General features: G+C 73.8%; 17 protein-coding genes. 10 read left to right on the top strand and 7 right to left on the bottom strand.

The features are described 5' to 3' along the window. The 3 genes from VG869_04300 to VG869_04290 all read left to right on the top strand — a co-directional run. A partial coding sequence (locus tag VG869_04300) for a hypothetical protein (GenBank protein ID HEV3450407.1) occupies positions 1 to 198 on the top strand: 198 nt, incomplete at its 5' end. Next, on the top strand, positions 195 to 1376 hold the full coding sequence (locus tag VG869_04295) for a lipid-transfer protein (protein HEV3450406.1): 1182 nt from the start codon (positions 195 to 197) through the stop codon (positions 1374 to 1376). The genes VG869_04300 and VG869_04295, both read left to right, overlap by 4 nt. Beyond that, positions 1373 to 2149, top strand: a complete 777-nt coding sequence (locus VG869_04290) for an SDR family oxidoreductase (GenBank protein HEV3450405.1) — start codon at positions 1373 to 1375, stop codon at positions 2147 to 2149. The genes VG869_04295 and VG869_04290 overlap by 4 nt, the downstream gene beginning before the upstream one ends. Here the strand turns inward: VG869_04290 and VG869_04285 are convergent. Next, entirely contained in the window at positions 2127 to 2702 is a 576-nt protein-coding gene (locus VG869_04285; protein HEV3450404.1) for a PadR family transcriptional regulator, read from the bottom strand. The genes VG869_04290 and VG869_04285 overlap by 23 nt on opposite strands. 145 nt (positions 2703 to 2847) lie before the next feature. Between VG869_04285 and VG869_04280 the strand changes: the two genes are divergently transcribed. The 3 genes from VG869_04280 to VG869_04270 all read left to right on the top strand — a co-directional run bounded on the left by VG869_04280 (position 2848) and on the right by VG869_04270 (position 5764). Then, positions 2848 to 3984 (top strand): LLM class flavin-dependent oxidoreductase, encoded by a 1137-nt coding sequence (locus tag VG869_04280; protein HEV3450403.1) that lies wholly within the window; start codon positions 2848 to 2850, stop codon positions 3982 to 3984. 122 nt (positions 3985 to 4106) lie between these two features. Then, a complete protein-coding gene (locus tag VG869_04275; GenBank protein ID HEV3450402.1) occupies positions 4107 to 4934 on the top strand; it encodes an enoyl-CoA hydratase/isomerase family protein in 828 nt (275 codons plus the stop codon). Continuing rightward, positions 4931 to 5764: an SDR family NAD(P)-dependent oxidoreductase gene (locus VG869_04270; protein ID HEV3450401.1), complete on the top strand. Its 834-nt coding sequence runs from the start codon at positions 4931 to 4933 to the stop codon at positions 5762 to 5764. The genes VG869_04275 and VG869_04270 overlap by 4 nt, the downstream gene beginning before the upstream one ends. Before the next feature lie 23 nt (positions 5765 to 5787). On the opposite strand, the gene VG869_04265 is transcribed toward VG869_04270, so the two are convergent. After that, the gene (locus VG869_04265) at positions 5788 to 7791 is read right to left on the bottom strand and encodes an FAD-dependent oxidoreductase (GenBank protein ID HEV3450400.1); all 2004 of its coding nucleotides are present in this window, start codon (positions 7789 to 7791) and stop codon (positions 5788 to 5790) included. A gap of 121 nt (positions 7792 to 7912) precedes the next feature. On the opposite strand from VG869_04265, the gene VG869_04260 reads away from it, so the two are divergent. Then, positions 7913 to 9166: a cytochrome P450 gene (locus tag VG869_04260; GenBank protein HEV3450399.1), complete on the top strand. Its 1254-nt coding sequence runs from the start codon at positions 7913 to 7915 to the stop codon at positions 9164 to 9166. On the opposite strand, the gene VG869_04255 is transcribed toward VG869_04260, so the two are convergent. From VG869_04255 to VG869_04235, 5 genes are read right to left on the bottom strand one after another with little or no spacing between them, the layout of a single operon-like run. Beyond that, positions 9167 to 10282 carry an amidohydrolase family protein gene (locus tag VG869_04255; protein ID HEV3450398.1) on the bottom strand — a complete coding sequence of 372 codons (1116 nt, stop codon included), beginning with the start codon at positions 10280 to 10282 and terminating at the stop codon, positions 9167 to 9169. Positions 10283 to 10328: 46 nt separating this feature from the next. Beyond that, positions 10329 to 10676, bottom strand: coding sequence for a spore germination protein GerW family protein (locus VG869_04250; protein ID HEV3450397.1), 348 nt, complete (start codon positions 10674 to 10676; stop codon positions 10329 to 10331). Positions 10677 to 10686: 10 nt separating this feature from the next. Further along, positions 10687 to 11673 carry an SDR family oxidoreductase gene (locus VG869_04245; protein HEV3450396.1) on the bottom strand — a complete coding sequence of 329 codons (987 nt, stop codon included), beginning with the start codon at positions 11671 to 11673 and terminating at the stop codon, positions 10687 to 10689. Positions 11674 to 11706: 33 nt separating this feature from the next. After that, positions 11707 to 13356 carry a long-chain-fatty-acid--CoA ligase gene (locus VG869_04240; GenBank protein ID HEV3450395.1) on the bottom strand — a complete coding sequence of 550 codons (1650 nt, stop codon included), beginning with the start codon at positions 13354 to 13356 and terminating at the stop codon, positions 11707 to 11709. After that, positions 13353 to 14282, bottom strand: coding sequence for an SMP-30/gluconolactonase/LRE family protein (locus VG869_04235; GenBank protein HEV3450394.1), 930 nt, complete (start codon positions 14280 to 14282; stop codon positions 13353 to 13355). The genes VG869_04240 and VG869_04235 overlap by 4 nt, the downstream gene beginning before the upstream one ends. Before the next feature lie 93 nt (positions 14283 to 14375). Here VG869_04235 and VG869_04230 point away from each other — a divergent pair, with 93 nt between their 5' ends. The 3 genes from VG869_04230 to VG869_04220 all read left to right on the top strand — a co-directional run bounded on the left by VG869_04230 (position 14376) and on the right by VG869_04220 (position 17748). Next, a complete protein-coding gene (locus VG869_04230; GenBank protein ID HEV3450393.1) occupies positions 14376 to 15551 on the top strand; it encodes an amidohydrolase family protein in 1176 nt (391 codons plus the stop codon). Positions 15552 to 15652: 101 nt separating this feature from the next. Next, positions 15653 to 16825: an amidohydrolase family protein gene (locus VG869_04225; protein ID HEV3450392.1), complete on the top strand. Its 1173-nt coding sequence runs from the start codon at positions 15653 to 15655 to the stop codon at positions 16823 to 16825. A gap of 32 nt (positions 16826 to 16857) precedes the next feature. After that, complete coding sequence (locus VG869_04220; protein ID HEV3450391.1) at positions 16858 to 17748, top strand: SDR family NAD(P)-dependent oxidoreductase; 891 nt, start codon at positions 16858 to 16860, stop codon at positions 17746 to 17748. Positions 17749 to 17750: the final 2 nt, after the last annotated feature.

Below are 17750 nucleotides of genomic sequence, written 5' to 3'. Positions count from 1 at the left end.
ACCGACTGGGCCGGGCCCGACGCCGTGCTCCGCTCGGTGAAGATCCGGCTCGGGGCGCCGAACTACCCGGGCGACACGATGGCGATGACGGGCACGGTCACGAAGAAGGACGGCGCCGTCGTCGAGGTCGCGCTCCGCGGCGCCAACCGCCTCGGTGACCACGTGACCGGGACGGTCACCGTGGAGCTGCTGCCGTGACCGAGGCGAACCGGCTGCGCGACGCGGGCGCCATCGTCGGGATCGGCGCCACCGAGTTCTCGAAGGACTCGGGCCGCTCGGAGATGCGGCTGGCGGTCGAGGCCTGCGAGGCCGCGCTCGCCGACGCCGGGGTGGCGCCGTCCCAGGTCGACGGCATGGTGACCTTCACCGCCGACACCAACCCCGAGATCGAGATCGCCCGCAACCTCGGCATCGGGGAGCTGTCCTTCTTCTCCCGGGTCCACCACGGCGGCGGGGCTGCGTGCGGCACCATCCAGCAGGCGGTCCTGGCCGTGAACGCCGGTGTCGCCGACTACGTCGTCTGCTACCGGGCCTTCAACGAGCGGTCCGGTCGCCGCTTCGGGTCCGGCGTGCAGGACCGGCCCGCGGTCGCGACCGCCGAGTCCTCGCACTTCGCGTGGTACGCGCCGTTCGGGCTGCTGACGCCGGCGCAGTGGGTGGCGATGTTCGCCCGGCGGTACTGCCACGAGTTCTCGGCCTCGAGCGCGGACTTCGGGCGGGTTGCGGTCGCCGACCGCCGGCACGCGGCGACGAACCCCGCGGCCTGGTTCTACGAGCAGCCGATCACCCTCGAGGAGCACCAGGCGTCGCGCTGGATCGTCGAGCCGCTGCACCTGCTCGACTGCTGCCAGGAGAGCGACGGCGCCCAGGCCCTGGTGGTCACGACCCCGGAGCGGGCCCGGGACCTCCCGCAGCCGCCGGTGATCGTCCGGGCGGCGGCCCAGGGCGCTGGCGAGGACCAGCACATGATGACCAGTTACTACCGGGAGACGATGACGGGCCTGCCCGAGATGGGGCTCATCGCCCGCCAGCTCTGGAACACGACCGGCCTCGGCCCGGACGACATCCAGGCCGCGATCATCTACGACCACTTCACGCCGCTGGTGCTGCCCCAGCTCGAGGAGTTCGGGTTCTGCGGCCGCGGCGAGGCCAAATCCTTCGTCGCGGACGGGAACATCGAGCTCGGGGGCCGCCTCCCCATCAACACCAACGGCGGTCAGCTCGGCGAGGCGTACATCCACGGGATGAACGGGATCGCCGAGGGGGTGCGGCTCGTCCGTCGATCCTCCGTCAACCAGCCCGCCGACGTCGAGCACGTGCTCGTGACGGCGGGCACGATGGTGCCGACGAGCGCCCTCATCCTCGGCGCGGCGTGACCGCCGACCGGCTCGGGGTGCCCGCCCACGGGGTGGTCGTGACCGGTGGCGGGTCGGGGATCGGCGCCGGGATCTGCGCCGCGCTCGCCGAGGTCGGCCGGCCCGTCGGGGTCTGGGACCGCGACGGGACGAGCGCCGAGCGCGTCGCCGAGCACTGCCGCGACCGCGGCGTCGCCGCGCTCGCGGTCACGCTCGACGTCGTCGACGACGACGCCGTCGCCGCCGCGGTCGGGCCGACCGTCGCCGCGCTCGGTCGGGTCGGTGGCCTGGTGCACGCCGCCGGCATCGTACAGGCCGCGCTCGACGACGTGATCGACGTCGCCAGCTGGGACCAGGTCCTCGCCACGCACCTCCGCGCCTACGCGTTCGTCGTCCGCGCCGTGCTGCCGGAGCTGCGACGGGCGGGTCCCGGAGCCGCGATCGTCGGGATCTCCTCGATCGAGGGCCTCGTGGGCCACGGCGCCATCCCCTCGTACACCGCGGCCAAGCACGGGATGATCGGCTTGACCCGCTCGCTCGCGCACCGGCTCGGGCCCGAGGGCGTGCGCGTGAACGCCGTGTGCCCGGGCTACATCGAGACGCCGATGCTGGCGCCGGCGATCGGCGACACCGCCGCCCGCGCCTCGCTCGAGGCCCACGTGCCCCTCGGCCGGCTCGGCGCGCCCGCCGACGTGGCCGCGGTCGTCCGCTTCCTCCTCTCCGACGAGAGCCGCTACGTGCACGGCGCCGCCGTCGTCGTCGACGGCGGCGTCACCGCGACGGGCGGCCAGTAGCCCCGCCGGCGGCGACCCGGTCGAGGTCGACGAGCAGCGCCTCGGCGGCGTCACGCTCGGCGGCCCAGTACCGCTCGCCCCACCGCTCGATCACCGCCGGGTAGGTCCACGTCGGCTCGTGCTCGGCGACGGCGCGGGCCTCCGCCACCTCGGTGACCATGCGGGCGGCCAGGTCGCGATGCTCCTCGACCGTGCGGCGGAGCGTGGCCGGGTCGCTCAGGTGGCCGAGCCACACCCGGAGGGCGACGCCGTGCTTGAGCACCGGCGCCTCCACCGGGGCCTCCCGCAGCCAGCCGGCGAGCGCGTCGAGCCCGGCCGGCGTGATCCGGTAGAGGCGCTTCCGCCGCGGCGCCTCGGGCGGCGCCGACCGCGAGGCGGCGTAGCCCCGGGCCTCGAGCCGGCGGAGCTCGCGGTAGATCTGGCTCATGGCCGGGCTGCCGTAGAAGAAGCGGACCGAGGCGTCGGCCCACTTCCGCAGCTCGTAGCCGGAGAGCTCCCGACCGAACGACAGCAGCCCCAGGACGGCCCAGGCCGTGGTCGGGAGGTCGTCCACGCCGCCAGCCTATGCCGACTTGACATATGACGATTAGTCATATCTACTCCGGGGCAGGACGCCCGGCCGGCGGGCCCGGCCGGGCGGACGGGGCTCGCGGCGTCCCGGCGCGCCCAGAGAGAAGGAGAGAGAGGAAGGGGAGCGGGTGCAGTTCTCGATGATCTTCGAGGCCCAGATGGCCGATCCGTCGGTGGCCCACGAGCGGCAGGTCATCCGCGACTGCGTCGAGCAGGCGGTCTCCGCCGAGGCGGCCGGCTTCGACCGGGTCTGGGCGGTCGAGCACCACTGCCTGAAGTGGTACGCGCACATGAGCGCGCCCGAGGTCTTCCTGACCTGGGTCGCCGCCCGCACCGAGCGCATCCGGGTCGGGCACGGCGTGGTGTGCATGCCCTTCCGCTACAACCACCCGATCCGGGTCGCCGAGCGGGCCGCGATGCTCGACGTCCTCTCGGACGGTCGGCTCGACCTCGGCGCGGGGCGCGGCGCCACCCTGCAGGAGATGTCAGCGATGGGGGTCGACCCCGACCGCACCTACCTCGAGGTCGAGGAGGCGCTGCGGATGATCGGCTCGATGTGGCAGGACCCGGAGCGCTTCGAGTGGCACGGCGAGCAGCTGCAGGTCGCCGAGCACCCGATCCTGCCCCGCCCGGTCCAGCTGCCGCACCCGCCGCTCTTCCTGGCGTGCACGAAGAGCGACACGGTCACGCTGGCGGCCGAGTACGGCGTCGGCGCGCTCGTGCTCGGCTTCTCTGGTCCCGACGACGTGGCCGACCTGCATCGCCGGTACACCGAGACGATCGCCACCCGGTCGAAGAAGCGGTTCGTGTCCACCGACGTGAACGACCACTTCTCCGCCCTCTGCCCCACGATCGTGCTCGACGACGTCGACACCGCGATCCAAGCCGGCGCGCGCGGCCAGCGCTTCTTCGCCGAGGCGATCGCGCACTGGTACGGCGGCGGCCCGCCCCCGCAGGCCGGTGACGAGGACCAGGACCAGGTGGCCGAGATCGAGCGGGCCCGCGATCGGATGATCGCTCACCTCCACGAGGCGAAGATCCCCGTCCGACCGAACAGCGGGGCCACGTTCAACCTGGTCGAGCACGCCTACGGGTCGTGGCGGGACGCGATCGCGTTCGCGGAGCGGCTCGAGGACGCCGGCGCCGACGAGATCATGTGCCTCATCCAGATGGGCACCGTCCCGCAGTCGGTGTGCCTCGAGACCATCCGGCAGTGGGGCGAGCACGTCATCCCGCACTTCCGGTCGAAGCGCGCCGTCGCGTAGCGCGGCGCCGCCACCTCCGCGAGGGGCAGCGCCTCGCTGACGATGAGGTTCGCGAGTCGCCGAGCGCAGCCGACGCGGTGTCCTGGATGGCGCGGCGGGCTCCGGGCCTAGTCTCGGCGGCCGTGAGCCCCGAGCCGCTGGCGATCCGCGCCACGAGCGACGACGGTGTCCTGTGGGCGACCATCGACCACCCGCCGATGAACCTGTGGGACGGCGCCCTCACCGGCGATCTCGTCGCGCTGATCGAACGGTTCCAGGCCGACGACGGGATCCGGGTGCTCGTGCTCACGAGCGCGGACGACGAGTACTTCATCGCCCACGCCGACGTGGAGATGATCCGAGCCATGCCGCCGGAGGCCACCGCCGTCTCCGACCGGCCGGCGCCGATCAACCGGCTCCTCGAGCAGCTCCGGCTGGCGCCGAAGGTGTCGATGGCGCTGGTCCGGGGCATCGCACGCGGCGGCGGGTCGGAGATCGCGCTGGCCTGCGACCTGCGGTTCGCGACGCCCGATGCCCGCCTCGCCCAGCCCGAGGTCGCGCTCGGGATCATCCCCGGCGCCGGCGGCACCCAGCGGCTCACGGGTCTCGTGGGCCGGGCCCGCGCCCTCGAGATCGTGCTCGGCTGCGCCGACGTCACGGGCGACGAGGCGGCGGCGATCGGGTACGTCAACCGGGTGCTCGGCGACGACGAGATCGAAGGCTTCGTCCGGGGCCTGGCCGCCCGGATCGCGGCCATGCCCCCGGCGGCGGTGGCGGCGGCGAAGCGCGCCGTGGACGCCGCGCTGCCCGACCCGACCCCGGGGCTCGTCGTCGAGGGCGCCGGGTTCCACGAGACCCGCCTCGACCCCGAGGCGGCCCGGCGCATGGAGCGCTTCCTCGAGGTCGGCGGCCAGACCCGAGACGGCGAACGGCAGGTCGAGACCATCTTCGAGCGGCTCGCGCCCCCGTGACCGACTTCTCGGGCCAGGTCGCCTGGGTGGCCGGCGCCGCCCGGCGGCCCCACATCGGACGGGCGACCGCCGTGCAGCTGGCCCGGCTCGGCGCCGACGTGGCCTGCGTCGACGTCGTGACCCCCACCCCGACCGACGACGACTCCTACCGGGTGAGCCGCGCCGCGCTCGACGCCACAGCCGAGGCGGTCGAACGCGAGGGGCGTCGAGCCCTGGCGCTGCCGGTCGACCTCACCGACCCGGAGGCGGTCGACGCGTCGGTCGCAGCCACCGTCACGGCGCTCGGACGCGTCGACGTGTGCTGCAACCTCTCCGGCGGCACCGGGCCCGACCTCGGGAACGGCTCGCTCGTGCGCCTCGCTCCCGCGTCGTGGACCGCCGCGCTCGACGCCAACCTGACCACGGTCTGGCTCGGCGCCCGGGCGTGCGCGCTGCGCATGATCGACCAGGGCGACGGCGGCGCCATCGTCAACCTGTCGTCCTCGGCGGGTGTGCATGGCGAGCCGGGGTTCGGGGCCTTCTCGGCCGCCCGGGGCGGGGTGCTGCGCCTGACCGAGGTCCTCGCCACCGAGCTGGCGCCGCACGGCGTCCGGGCCAACGCGGTGTGCCCGCTCGGCGTTTCCCCGACGGCCGGCGGCGGGAACCCGGGCCTCGAGCGCGGCGCGGCCCGCCGGCTCGGCACCCTCGACGACTGGGTCGCGGCCACGATCCCGCTCGGGCGGTTGCAGCGCCCCGACGAGACGGCGTCGGTCGTCGTCTTCCTCGCCAGCCGCGCCGCCAGCTTCGTGAGCGGGCAGGCGATCACGGTCGGCGGGGGCGCGCACGTGTAGCGCGCCGGGTCGGGCGGTGCGGCCTACAGGCTGCGACCGGCCCGATGCCCGTCGTACACGGCGCGGTCGACCGGGCGCACTGCGACGGCGTCGCCGACCGTCACGACCTCCGGGCCGTGACCCTCGAGCGCAGCCGCGAGCTCGGTGTTGGGGACGCCGTTCGTGCAGATGACGACCGTGTCGACGTCGGGGGTGGTCTGCAGGTCCCGGGCCAGCACGTCGACGAGCGTCACGGCGTGGTCGCCGATCGCGGCCAGCGCCGTGTTCGGGCGCCACGCCACGCCGGCCTGCACGGCGCGGGGGAGGATCGCGGCCTGGGTCTCGCCGTCGCAGGCCAGCAGCACGGGCAGCGGGCACACCACGGTGGTGTCGCGTCCCTGGGTCGCCAGCAGCTCGGCGAGGCCCACGCCCTGCACGTGCCCGACGACGTCGAGCACGACGACGCGGTGGCCGAGGCGCTCGGGGTCCTCGCCGGCGAGCCGCAGCGCCTCGAGGTGGTCGAGCACGAAGTCCTGCTCCGACCCCGGCACCGGCATCGGGTGGTAGGCCGAGCGGCCGTCCTTCGTGGCCCGCCCGCCGGTGGCGACCACCACCGCGTCGGGGTCGAGGGCGAGGACCACGTCGGGGGTGGCGTCGATCGAGGTGCGGAGCTCGACGCCGCGACGCTCGCACTCACCGATCCGCCAGTCGGCGAGGTCGGCGATCTCGGCCCGACCCGGCAGCCGCTCGGCCCAGCGGATGGCCCCGCCGAGCTGCGGGGCCCGCTCGAGCAGCGTCACCGTGTGCCCGCGGGCGGCGGCGACCCACGCCGCCTCGAGGCCGGCGGGTCCGCCGCCTACGACGACGACGCGTCGAGCCCGCGCCGCCGGCCGCAGGGTCCCCGCGCCGAGCTCGTCCTCGCGGCCCACGGCCGGGTTCTGCACGCAGTTGATCGGCATCGACTGCAGCAGGTTCCCGTAGCACGACTGGTTGATCCCGGTGCAGCGGCGGATCTCGGCGTCGCGGCCGTCGCGGGCCTTGTTCACCCACTCCGGGTCGGCGATGAGGGCCCGGACCAGCGTGACGCCGTCGGCCTCGTGGCGATCGAGGATCCCCTCGGCCTCCTCCGGCGTCAGGATCCGGTGCACCGTGAACACCGGGGTGTCGCGCACCGCCTTCTTCACCGCGTGGGCCGAGTACACGCCGAGGCAGTGGGGGGCGTAGTTCGTGCGCACCATCCCGACGCCGCCGACGCCGACGCTGACGTTCAGGTAGTCGACGAGCCCCAGCTCCTCGTAGCGCGCCGCGACCTCGGCGGCGTCGTCGGCGGTCAGCCCCCGGCCGTGGGCCTCCTCGTCGTCGCCGGCCAGGCGGATCCCCACCGCGACGCGGTCGCCGACCGCGGCCCGGACCGCGTCGAGCACCTCGACCCCGAAGCGCATCCGGTTCTCCAGACTGCCGCCGTACTCGTCGGTGCGCTCGTTGAACTTCGGCGACAGGAACTGGTGCAGCAGGTAGCCGTGGGCGCTCTGGATCTCGATCCCGTCGAACCCGCCGGCGACGGCGTTGCGGGCGCAGCGGACGTGGTAGTCGATCATCTCGCGGATGTCGTGGCGGTCCATGGGCTTCGGCGCCTCGAAGTAGTCGGGGACGCGCGACGGGCCGATCGCCACCTGCTTCGACCAGTTCCCGAGCATCATCGCCCCGCTGTGGGTCAGCTGGAGGAAGGCCAGCGCGCCATGCTCGTGGACCTGGGCCGTGAGGGCCTCGTAGTGCGGCACGCAGGCGGGGTCCCACCCGTTGGCGTTGTTCGGCATCTTGTAGGCGGTGTTCGGCGCCACCGCGGTCTCGCCGGCGATGACGGCGGCCACGCCGCCGCGAGCCCGCTCGGCGAGGTAGCGCCCGTACCGGCGGCCGTAGAAGCCCGGCTCGCCCCACACCGGGTTCGGCTCGGTGAACATCGTGAAGTGGGCGCCGCACAGCACCCGGTTCCGCAGCGTCAGCGGGCCGACGGTGAGCGGCTCGAACAGGTGCCGGTAGCCGGTCACGGCCCAGGCTCGCACAACCCCGGCGGCCGCGCGTGGCAGGCTGGTCCGGCTCGGTGTGGGCGCCGCGCCCCCGGGGGGACGAGCCGTCGAGTCCCAGCGCCCGAGTGACAGGAGACGACCCATGAGCGACGTGGCCGCCCCGACGTCCGGGGAGGAGTACGACCCCTTCGCCGTGTTCGACGAGGCCGCGGGCGCGGGGACCGTGACCGACCCGTACCCGGTGTTCCACGAGCTGCGGGCCGAGTGCCCGGTGCGGGCGGGCAGCTTCCACGGTCGGTTCGGGGTCGACGAGCTCATCGACCCGGCGTTCCTCGACGACGGCGCGGTCCCGTACACGCCGCTGTCGTTCGAGGCCGTGCAGGCGGTGCTGAAGGACGGCGAAACGTTCTCGTCGTCCGGCTACGCCAGCAGCATGGGCCTGGTCATGGGGCACTCGATCCTCGAGATGGACGAGCCCGAGCACCACGAGTACCGGTCGCTGATCCAGCAGGCGTTCACCCGCAAGGCGATGGACCGCTGGGAGGTCGAGCTCGTGGGGCCGATCGTGCACGGCCTCATCGACGCCTTCGTCGACGACGGCCGGGCCGACCTGGTGCGCGAGCTGTTCTGGCCCTTCCCGGTCCACGTGATCGCCGGCATGCTGGGCCTGCCGGCGGAGGAGCTGCCGCAGTTCCACCGCAAGGCGGTCGAGCTCATCAGCATCGGCTTCGACATCGAGCGGGGCCTGACGGCGTCGCAGTGGCTCTACGACTTCTTCGCGGCGGTGATCGCGGAGCGCCGACAGGAGCCCCGCGGCGACGTCATCAGCGTCCTCGCCGAGGCCGAGCTCGAGGGCCAGCGGCTCACCGACGAGGAGATCATCGCCTTCCTCCGGCTGCTGCTGCCGGCGGGCGCCGAGACCACCTACCGGTCGTCGAGCAACCTGATGTTCGGGCTGCTGAGCCGGCCCGACCAGCTGGCCCGGCTCCGGGACGACCGGTCGTTGATGGCCCCGGCGATCGAGGAGGGGCTGCGGTGGGAGCCGCCGCTCACCGGGATCGGGCGCACCGCCACCCGCGACGTCGAGGTCGACGGCGTCCTCATCCCGGCGGGCTCGCCGATCAACGTGTGCCTCGGCGGCGCCAACCGCGACCCCGCCCGCTGGGACCACCCCGACGACTTCGACCTGCTCCGAGACCCGAAGCAGCACCTGGCCTTCGCCTTCGGCCCGCACATGTGCCTCGGCATGCACCTGGCCCGCATGGAGACGACGGTCGCCATCAACGCGGTGCTGGACCGGCTCCCGGACGTGCGGCTCGACCCCGACGCGCCCGCGCCGGCGATCACGGGCCTCACCTTCCGGGCGCCGCGCGCGCTCCCGGTCCGCTTCGGCTGACTACCCGAGCCCGTAGAGGCGGCGCGGGTTCTCCCACAGGATCCGGCGCTTCTCGTCGTCGGCGAGGTCGCCGCGCGCCACGAACTCCCGGACCCCGTCCGGGAACGACCCCTCCGGGTGGGGGAAGTCCGACGCGGTGACGACGCAGTCGACGCCGAGGGCGTCGAGGACGCCGCGCAGGCCCGGCTCCTCGATCTCGGCGGACACGAAGCACTGCCGCCGGAACAGGTCGCTCGGGGGGGCGGAGAGCTCGTCGCAGTCGAGCCCGACGTACCGCTCGTAGAGCTCGTCGAGCCACCAGAGCCAGAACGGCAGCCACCCCGCCCCCGACTCGAGCACGACGACCCGCAGCCGGGGGTGGCGGTCGCAGATCCCCCCGACGAGGAAGGAGAAGAGGGTGAGCTGCGCCTCCAGCGGGAACGCGGCCGCGATGCGGGGCAGCGCCCACTCGCCGAACCGGTCCGCGCCCAGCTGCCCGAGCCCGGTGCCGGCCACGTTGTGGAGCGCCAGCGCCACGCCCAGGTCCTCGAGCGCGGACCACAGCGGGTCGTAGTACGGACGCTCGAGCGTGACCCCGGGGAGCGGCGGCTCGGGCAGGACGAAGAAGGCGCGGTACCCGTGCTCGGCCACGCAGCGGCGAGCCTCGGCGATGGCCCGGTCGACGTCGCGCAGGTCGAGCTGCCCCACGCCGTGCAGGCGGTCCGGGACCGCGGCGACGAACGACGCCGCCCAGTCGTTGTAGGCGCGCACGATGGCCGCGGCCAGGGCGGGGTCCAGGCCCCACGCCGCCACCTGCATGAGCCCCCGGCTCGGGTAGAGGGCCATGGCGTCGATGCCCTGGTCGTCCATCGCGAGCACGTAGGCCTCGGGGTCCCAGCCCCGCGACGAGTAGCGCCGGTAGGTGTCGGACCACTCCCGGTTCAGCGACGCCAGGCCCCCGGCGCGGCTGCGCCAGCGCACGGTCGGGAAGCGCCGGTCGCGGTCGACGACGACGGCGCCGCGGTCCTCGGACCCGAACGGGGCCCGCTCTCGGAGCTCGACGGGCAGGCGCTCGCGCCAGAGGTCCTCCGGCTCCATGAAGTGCGAGTCGGCGTCGAACACCGGCCAGCCGTCCACGCCGGCACCCTATTGGACGACGCGCGACGCGCCGCGGGGCGTCCCCTCAGCGACGGCGGCGCAGCCACGTGCGCAGGGTGAGCAGCGCCACGACGGCGACGACCTGACCGCCGAGGACGATCCGGCTGACGTCGATCGCCGGCTGCCACGTGACCTCGTTGCCGCGGATCACGTACGCGCCGACCGGACGAGCCCGAGCCCCCCATCCTCCGCCGGCGCCATGACCTTCCGGGCCGCCCTCGCCGTCCTGCCCGCCGCCCTCGCCGCCGCCCCCGCCGCCTTGCACCGCGGCGGCCGGGATCACGGTCGTCCCGTCTCGTTCGATCGGCTCGGCGTACACGCGACGCACGTTCACGGTGTCGCGGGCCTGCTCGAGCAGCGTGAGGATCTCCATGGCTGCCTCCTCAGTCGGTCGGCGCGGTCGACGCCGCGCCGCGCTCGTGATACTGCTCCCGCCACGCCGCCGGCGGCGGGTCGGAGCGCTTGGCCCCGGCCCCGAAGAGCCGGGGGACCTCGGCGGCGAGGTCCGGGGCGGTCCAGCCGCGGTCGTGACGCTCGAGCTGATCCCGCACGGCCCAGGTCTGCACGTGCTCGAGCGTCCCGCCCCGGACCTGGAAGCACTGCCCGTTGATCCAGCTCGCCGCCGGGGAGGCGAGGTAGCAGACGAGCTCGGCCACGTGGATGGGATCGGTGGGGTCGAACGCCTCGGCGGACCGCTCGGCGTTCCGGTCGATCCGCCAGCCGATCGCCGCCAGCCGGGTCCGGGCCGAGGGCATGATCGTGTTGGCGGTGACGCCGTACGGGGCCAGCTCGGTCGCGACCGCCTCGGTGAACGCGAGCACGCCGGCCTTGGCCGCCACGTAGTTCGACTGGCCGGCGCCGCCGTAGAGGAGCAGCCCGGTCGACGTGTTGACGAGCCGGCCGTACCCGCCCCGGCCCGCCTTGTGCTCGCTCCGCCACCATCGCGACGCGGGCGCGGTCACGGCGAAGGTCCCCCGCAGGTGGACCCGGATCACGTCGTCCCACTCGTCGGCGCTCAGGTTGAACGCCATGCGGGGACGGCCGAAGCCGGCGTTGTTGACCACGATGTCGAGGCGACCCCACGTGTCGAGCGCGCGTCGGACGAGCGCCTCGCCACCGTCGGTCGACGCCACGTCGTGGCGGTCGGCGACCGCCTCGCCGCCGCCGCCGGCGATCTCGGCCACGACCTGGTCGGCGGGATCCTCGCCGGTCTCGCTCCCGTCGGTGGCCACCCCGAGGTCGTTGACGACCACCCGCGCCCCGTACCCGGCCAGGCGTCGCGCCTCGGCGCGGCCGATGCCCCGCCCGGCGCCGGTCACGACGGCGACTCGACCGGCGAGCAGGCCGGCCGCATCACGGTCGGGGGCCATGGGCGAACCTAACCCGGTGGCCGGCGAGGCGCCTCAGGCCCGGTCGAGCTGGTCGAGCCGCTGGCGGGCCTCGAAGCGGGCCCGGAGGTCGTCGCGGTCCCGAGCGGTCATCCGGCGCAGCGGCTCGCCCCGACGGGGGCGCCAGAAGACCGGGTCGTCGACGTCCCACCGCTGCCGGCGTAGGACCCGCTTCAGGACCTTCTGGGTCTCGGTCACCGGGAGCGCGGGCGTCACCCGCACGTAGCGCGGTGACCACTTCGTGCCGAGGTCGGCCTGGGCGGCCAGGAAGCGGTCGAAGCCGCCGGGGTCGAACGTCGCCCCGGGTCGGAGGTGCAGCGCCGCCATGACCTGGTCCCCGACCTCCTCGTCGGGGACGGCGTAGACCGCCGCCAGCACGACGTCGGGGTGTCGGGCCAGGACCCGCTCGACCGGCGCGGCGGCGAAGTTCTCGCCGTCGACACGGAGCCACTCGAAGTCGCGTCCGGCGAAGTAGAAGTAGCCCCGCTCGTCGCGATAGCCGAGGTCTCCGGTCCAGTAGTACCCGTCCCGGACCCGCGTGGCGTTCGCCTCGTCGTTCTTGTAGTAGCCCTCGAACGTGGCCGCGCCCTTCTTGTTCACGATCTCGCCGATCGCCTCGTCCGGGTTCACGAGGTGGCCCTGGTCGTCGAAGCGGGCTGGGGGGCGCTCCTCGCCGGTGACGGGGTCGAGGATCACGGTGCCGTCGGGACCCACGCCGAGCGCGCCCCTCGGCATGTCGGGCGTGCGGTTGATGTTGGCGCCCCCCTCGGTGGAGCCGTAGCCGTCGATGACGGGGACCCCGAAGCGCTTCGAGAACCGCTCGATGTCGAGGTCGGCGGCCTCGTTCCCGAACACGCGGGTGAGCGGGTTGTCGGCGTCGTCCGCCTGCTCGGGCGTGGCGAGGATGTACGAGAGCGGCTTGCCCACGTAGTTGAAGTACGTGACCCCGTACCGGCGGACGTCGGGCAGGAACCCGGAGGCCGAGAACTTGCGACGGAGCGCACACGTGGCCCCGCTGATCAGCCACGGCGCGAAGCCGGTGATGATGGCGTTCGAGTGGAAGAGCGGCATGGCCTGGTAGAGGACGTCGTCGGCCGAGAAGCGCATCATCTCGGCGAGGCGTCCGCTCATCGACGCCAGGCGGCCCTGCGAGAGGATGCAGGCCTTCGGCGCCCCGCTCGTCCCGGAGGTGAACAGCAGCAGGTAGATGCCGTGCTCGTCGACCGGGTGCTCCGTGAGCGGCGCGTCCCGGTGGGGCGCGAGCGGCGCCTCGAGCTCCTCGGCGACGAGGATCCGGTCGGGCCCGAGGCCGAGGTCGAGGCCGTCCAGCAGGTCGAGGTAGCGCCGCTCGGTCACGAGGAGCTGGCAGTCGGCGTGCGCCACGTCGCGGGCGAGCTCGGCACCACGGCGGGTCGGGTTGACGCCCACGATCACGTCGCCCGCCAGCGCGGCCGCACCGAGCCAGCGTGGGAACTCGGGCACGTTGTCGAGCAGCACCCCGACGTGCGGGGGACGACCCGGGTCGAGGGTCTCGTCGAGGTAGGCGGCGCGCTGCGCGCACGCGCGCACGTACTCCGCCCAGGTCCAGGCCTGATCCTCGAATCGCAGCGCGACGCGGTCGCCGTCACTCGCCCGGGCGCGGACGAACTCGGCGATCGACGTCACGAGTCGGCGAGCGCGAGTCCGGGCCGGGGCCAGTCGAGGGCGACGAGCCGACCGCTGCCCGACAGGGTGACGAGCGCGGTGCGCCGGTCGTCGCCCGCGAAGCAGATGTTGGTCGTGAACGCGTCGGGCATCTCGAGGTACTCGTAGCTGGTGTCGGGGCGGACGACGCAGAGCCCGTGCGTGATCGCCGCGACGACCACGGTCCCGTCCTCCTCGACGGCGAGGGAATCGAAGTGGCCGGTGGTGGCGACGAGGCAGCGGCCGCCGCCGGGCCCGCCGCCCCCCGGCTTGACTCGTCCCGGGGCCTCGAGGTCCCAGGCCCAGAGCCGCCCGGTGTAGCTCTCGGCGACGTAGACCCGGTCGCCGGCGGGGGCCAGCCCCACCCCGTTCGCGCCGAACAGCCCGTACGCGGCGCACGTCACCGAGGTCCCGTCCGGGGCCGCGTAGTACAGCCCGCCCTTGTCGAGGTCGCGGGGGCGGGTCTTGCCGAGGTCCGTGAACCAGAAGCCGCCGGCGGCGTCGAACACGATGTCGTTCGGGCTCCGGAACTCGTGGCCGTCGCAGTCGCGGTAGAGCTGGCGGTGCTCGCCGGTGGCGAGGTCGACGCGCTCGACCCATCCGCCCTCGAAGCCCGCGGGCTGATTCGAGCCCGTCGCGAGATCGACCGGGATCGTGAGCTCGCCGACCGTCGTCCACGAGAACCCGCCGTTGTTCACCACGTAGCAGGCCCCGTCGGGTCCGATGGCGGCGCCGTTCGGGCCACCGCCGAGCTCGGCCACCACGTCCACCGTGCCGTCGGCGCCGACGCGGCTCAGCGTGCCCCGCCGGATCTCCACCACAAGCGCGGTGCCGTCGGGACGCGCCACCGGCCCCTCCGGGAACTGCAGGCCGTGGGCCAGCTCTCGAACCTCAGGCGGGCCGGCCATCGCTCTCCCTCCGCTCCGGAACCGTCATGTTCTAGTCGAGGGTCCGGGCCGCCGGGTACGGTCGGGCGCACGAGCTCGCCGACGGGAGGACCGATGACGGGCCACGAGTGGGTCATCGACGTCGACGCGCACGTGACCGAGCCCGCCGACGTGTGGACGGCGCGCCTCCCGCCGCGCCTCCGGGAGCGCGGGCCGCGTCTCGAGCGGGACGCCAGCGGCCGGGACGTCTGGCACGTCGCCGACAGCACGCCGTTGGTGCCGGTCGGGTTCACCGCCGTGGCCGGGTGGCCGGAGCCGTTCCCCGCCGGTCCCAAGAACATGGACGAGGTGCCCCCGGCGGCGTGGCAGGCCCCCGCTCGCCTCGACTACCTGGACTCGATCGGGGCGTGGGCCCAGGTGCTGTACCCGAACGTGGCCGGCTTCGGCAACCAGCAGTTCCTGGCCCTCGAGGACCCCGAGCTGATGCTGGCGTGCGTGCGGGCCTACAACGACTTCCTCATCGAGTGGTGCGCCGCCGACTCGCGTCGGCTCCTGGCGATCTCGGCCACCCCGTTCTGGGACGTCGACGCCGCCGTCGACGAGGTCCGCCGGTGCGCCGACCTCGGGCACCGAGGCGTGCTCTTCACCGGCGAGCCCCAGCGCTACCACCTCCCGTACCTCGGCGACCACCACTGGGACCCGTTCTGGGCCGCGGTCCAGGACCTCGACCTGCCCATCTCGTTCCACATCGGCAGCGGCGACTTCGAGAGCGGCTTCGCCCCGGCCCGCATCAAGGCCCACGGCGTCGGCGCGACGCGGGTGAGCACCTCGGTCCAGCTGTTCCTCGACAACGGTACCCAGATCGTCGACCTGCTGATGTCGGGGGTGCTGGCCCGGTACCCCCGGCTGCGGTTCGTGTCGGTCGAGAGCGGCATCGGGTTCATCCCGTTCATCCTCGACGCCGCCGACTACGCCTTCGAGGACGGCAAGGTGTGGCTCGAGCGGCCCTACTTCGAGATGAAGCCGAGCGACTACTTCCGCCGTCAGGTCTACGGCTGCTGGTTCTTCGAGGAGCGCACCGTCGCCGGCGTCATCGACGCCGTCGGCGCCGACCGGCTCCTCTTCGAGACCGACTACCCGCACCCGATCTGCCTGTACGGCAACGTGCGCGAGAAGATCGAGGCCGGCCTGGCCGGCCAGCCCGACGACGTGCGCCGCCGCATCCTCTGGGACAACGCCGCCGCCCTCTACCGCGTGGCGCAGCCCGACCGCACGCTCGCCCCCGCCTGACCGCCGGCTCCGCGTCCAGGCGCCGACGGCCCGCCGCGACCGCCGGTTCTCGGGGGCACCTGCGGTTGCGGGCGCGAGCGCCAAGCGCGAGCGTGGCCGGCGTGGCCGGGCCGTTCATGGACGTGGCGAGCATCGACTACCCGATCATCGACGCCGACGCCCACGTCAACGAGCCGCCCGACACCTGGCAGACCCGAGTCCCGTCCCGGCTGCGCGACCGGGCACCGAAGGTCGTCCGGGTCGGCGACGGCGACGTGTGGTCGTTCGACGACGGCAAGAGCATGCGCCCGGTCGGGCTCACCGCCACCGCCGGCCTCTCGTACCTCCAGTACCGACCCGCCGGGATGACCTACGAGGCGATGCGACCCGGGTCGTTCGACGCCAAGGCCCGGCTCGCCGACCTCGACGCCGACGGCATCTACGCCCAGGTCCTCTACCCGAGCGTGACCCTGTCCGGCGCCAAGGTGTACGGGGCCGAGCCCGAGCTGCAGCGGGCCTGCGTGCGCGCGTACAACGACTGGCTGGCCGAGTTCTGCGACGCGTCGGACGGTCGGCTCATCGGGCAGGCGATCCTGCCCACCACCGGGGTCGACGACGCCATCGCCGAGACCGAGCGGGCCCTCGGGCTCGGCCACCGGGGCGTCGTGGTCTCCTCCTTCCCGAACGGCACCCTGGACGCGTCGTCCGAGGACGACCGGTTCTGGTCCTTCGCGCAGGACGCCGACCTCCCGGTCGCGGTCCACATCGGCAGCTTCCTGAAGGGGCACAGCGGCCAGCCGCCGCCGCTCGACACCCTGGCGTTCATGGGCGTCGCCGGCGCCAGCAAGGCCGGCGCCCACACCATCCCCGTGGTCTGCGACCTGATCTTCTCCGGGATCTTCGAGCGGTTCACCGAGCTGAAGCTGCTGCTCGTCGAGGCGAACATCGGCTGGATCCCGACGCTGCTCGAGCAGGTGGACGACATGTTCCTGCGCTACCGGTGGTTCACGGGCGGCGTCGAGCAGATGCGGACCATGCCGAGCCGGATCTTCCACCGGAACTTCTGGGCCACGTTCATGATCGACACCGTCGGGATCGAGCTCCGCCACCGCATGAACCTCGACCACCTGCTCTGGTCGACGGACTACCCGCACACGGGCACGGACTGGCCGAACAACCGGGTGACGATCGAGCGCGACTTCCGCGGCCTTCCCGCCGACGAGGTGCGCCAGATGCTCCACGGAAACTGCAAGGCGCTCTACCGCCTCGAGCACATCCCGGACACGCTGCGCTGAGCACCGAGCTGCGTTGGGACGACCGGGTGGCGGTGGTGACCGGGGCGGGGCGCAACCTCGGCCGCGCCTACGCCCTCCTCTTGGCGTCGCGGGGCGCCCAGGTCGTCGTCAACGACCTCGGCGTGGCGATCAGCGACACCGACGGGACCGGTGACCCCCCGAGCCGCAACCCGGCCGAGGACGTCGTCGCGGAGATCCGAGCCGCCGGCGGGGCGGCGGCGCTCAGCACCGACAGCGTGACGACGCCGGAGGGCGCCGCCGCGATCGTCCAGACCGCGCTCGACACCTTCGGCCGGCTCGACGTCGTCGTCAACAACGCCGGCGTGGTGCGGCAGGCCCCGTTCGCGGACTACGGCCCGCGGCTGCTCGACGACGAGCTGTCGTCGCAGCTGGGCGGGGCGTTCCACGTCACGCGGGCGGCCTGGCCGACCCTCGTCACCGCCGGCTCCGGACGGGTGCTGAACCTGTCCTCCGGTGCCGGGCTCTGGGGCGTCCCGCACATGACCGGCTACGCCGCGACCAAGCTCGGCGTCGTCGGCTTCACTCGGGCGCTCGCCCTCGAGGGCGCCGAGCACGGCATCACGGTGAACGTCGTGGCGCCGTGCGCCAAGACCCGACCCGGCGGCTTCGGGCCCATCCCGGCGTCCCCGGCCCTCCACGACTGGCTCTCGGTCGACGAGGTCGCCCCGGTCGTGGCGTGGCTCGTGCACGAGCGCTGCACCGTGACCGGCGAGTGCTTCAGCGTCGGCGGCGGCTACGTCGGGCGTGTCACCGTCGCCGTCAACGACGGGTGGCGGGGCCGGCCGCTCACGCCCGAGTCCGTGCGCAGCCACTGGGACACGATCATGGCCGACGGCCCGTGGACGCCCTTCCCGGCCGGGCGCGGCGACCTCGACCGCATGCTCGACGGGTTCCGACCGTGACG

The sequence above is a fragment of the Acidimicrobiia bacterium genome, assembly GCA_035948415.1.
Taxonomy (GTDB): domain Bacteria; phylum Actinomycetota; class Acidimicrobiia; order IMCC26256; family PALSA-555; genus PALSA-555.
Note: the sequence above shows the minus strand (reverse complement) of the source record. Positions and strands in the feature narration are given on the sequence as shown.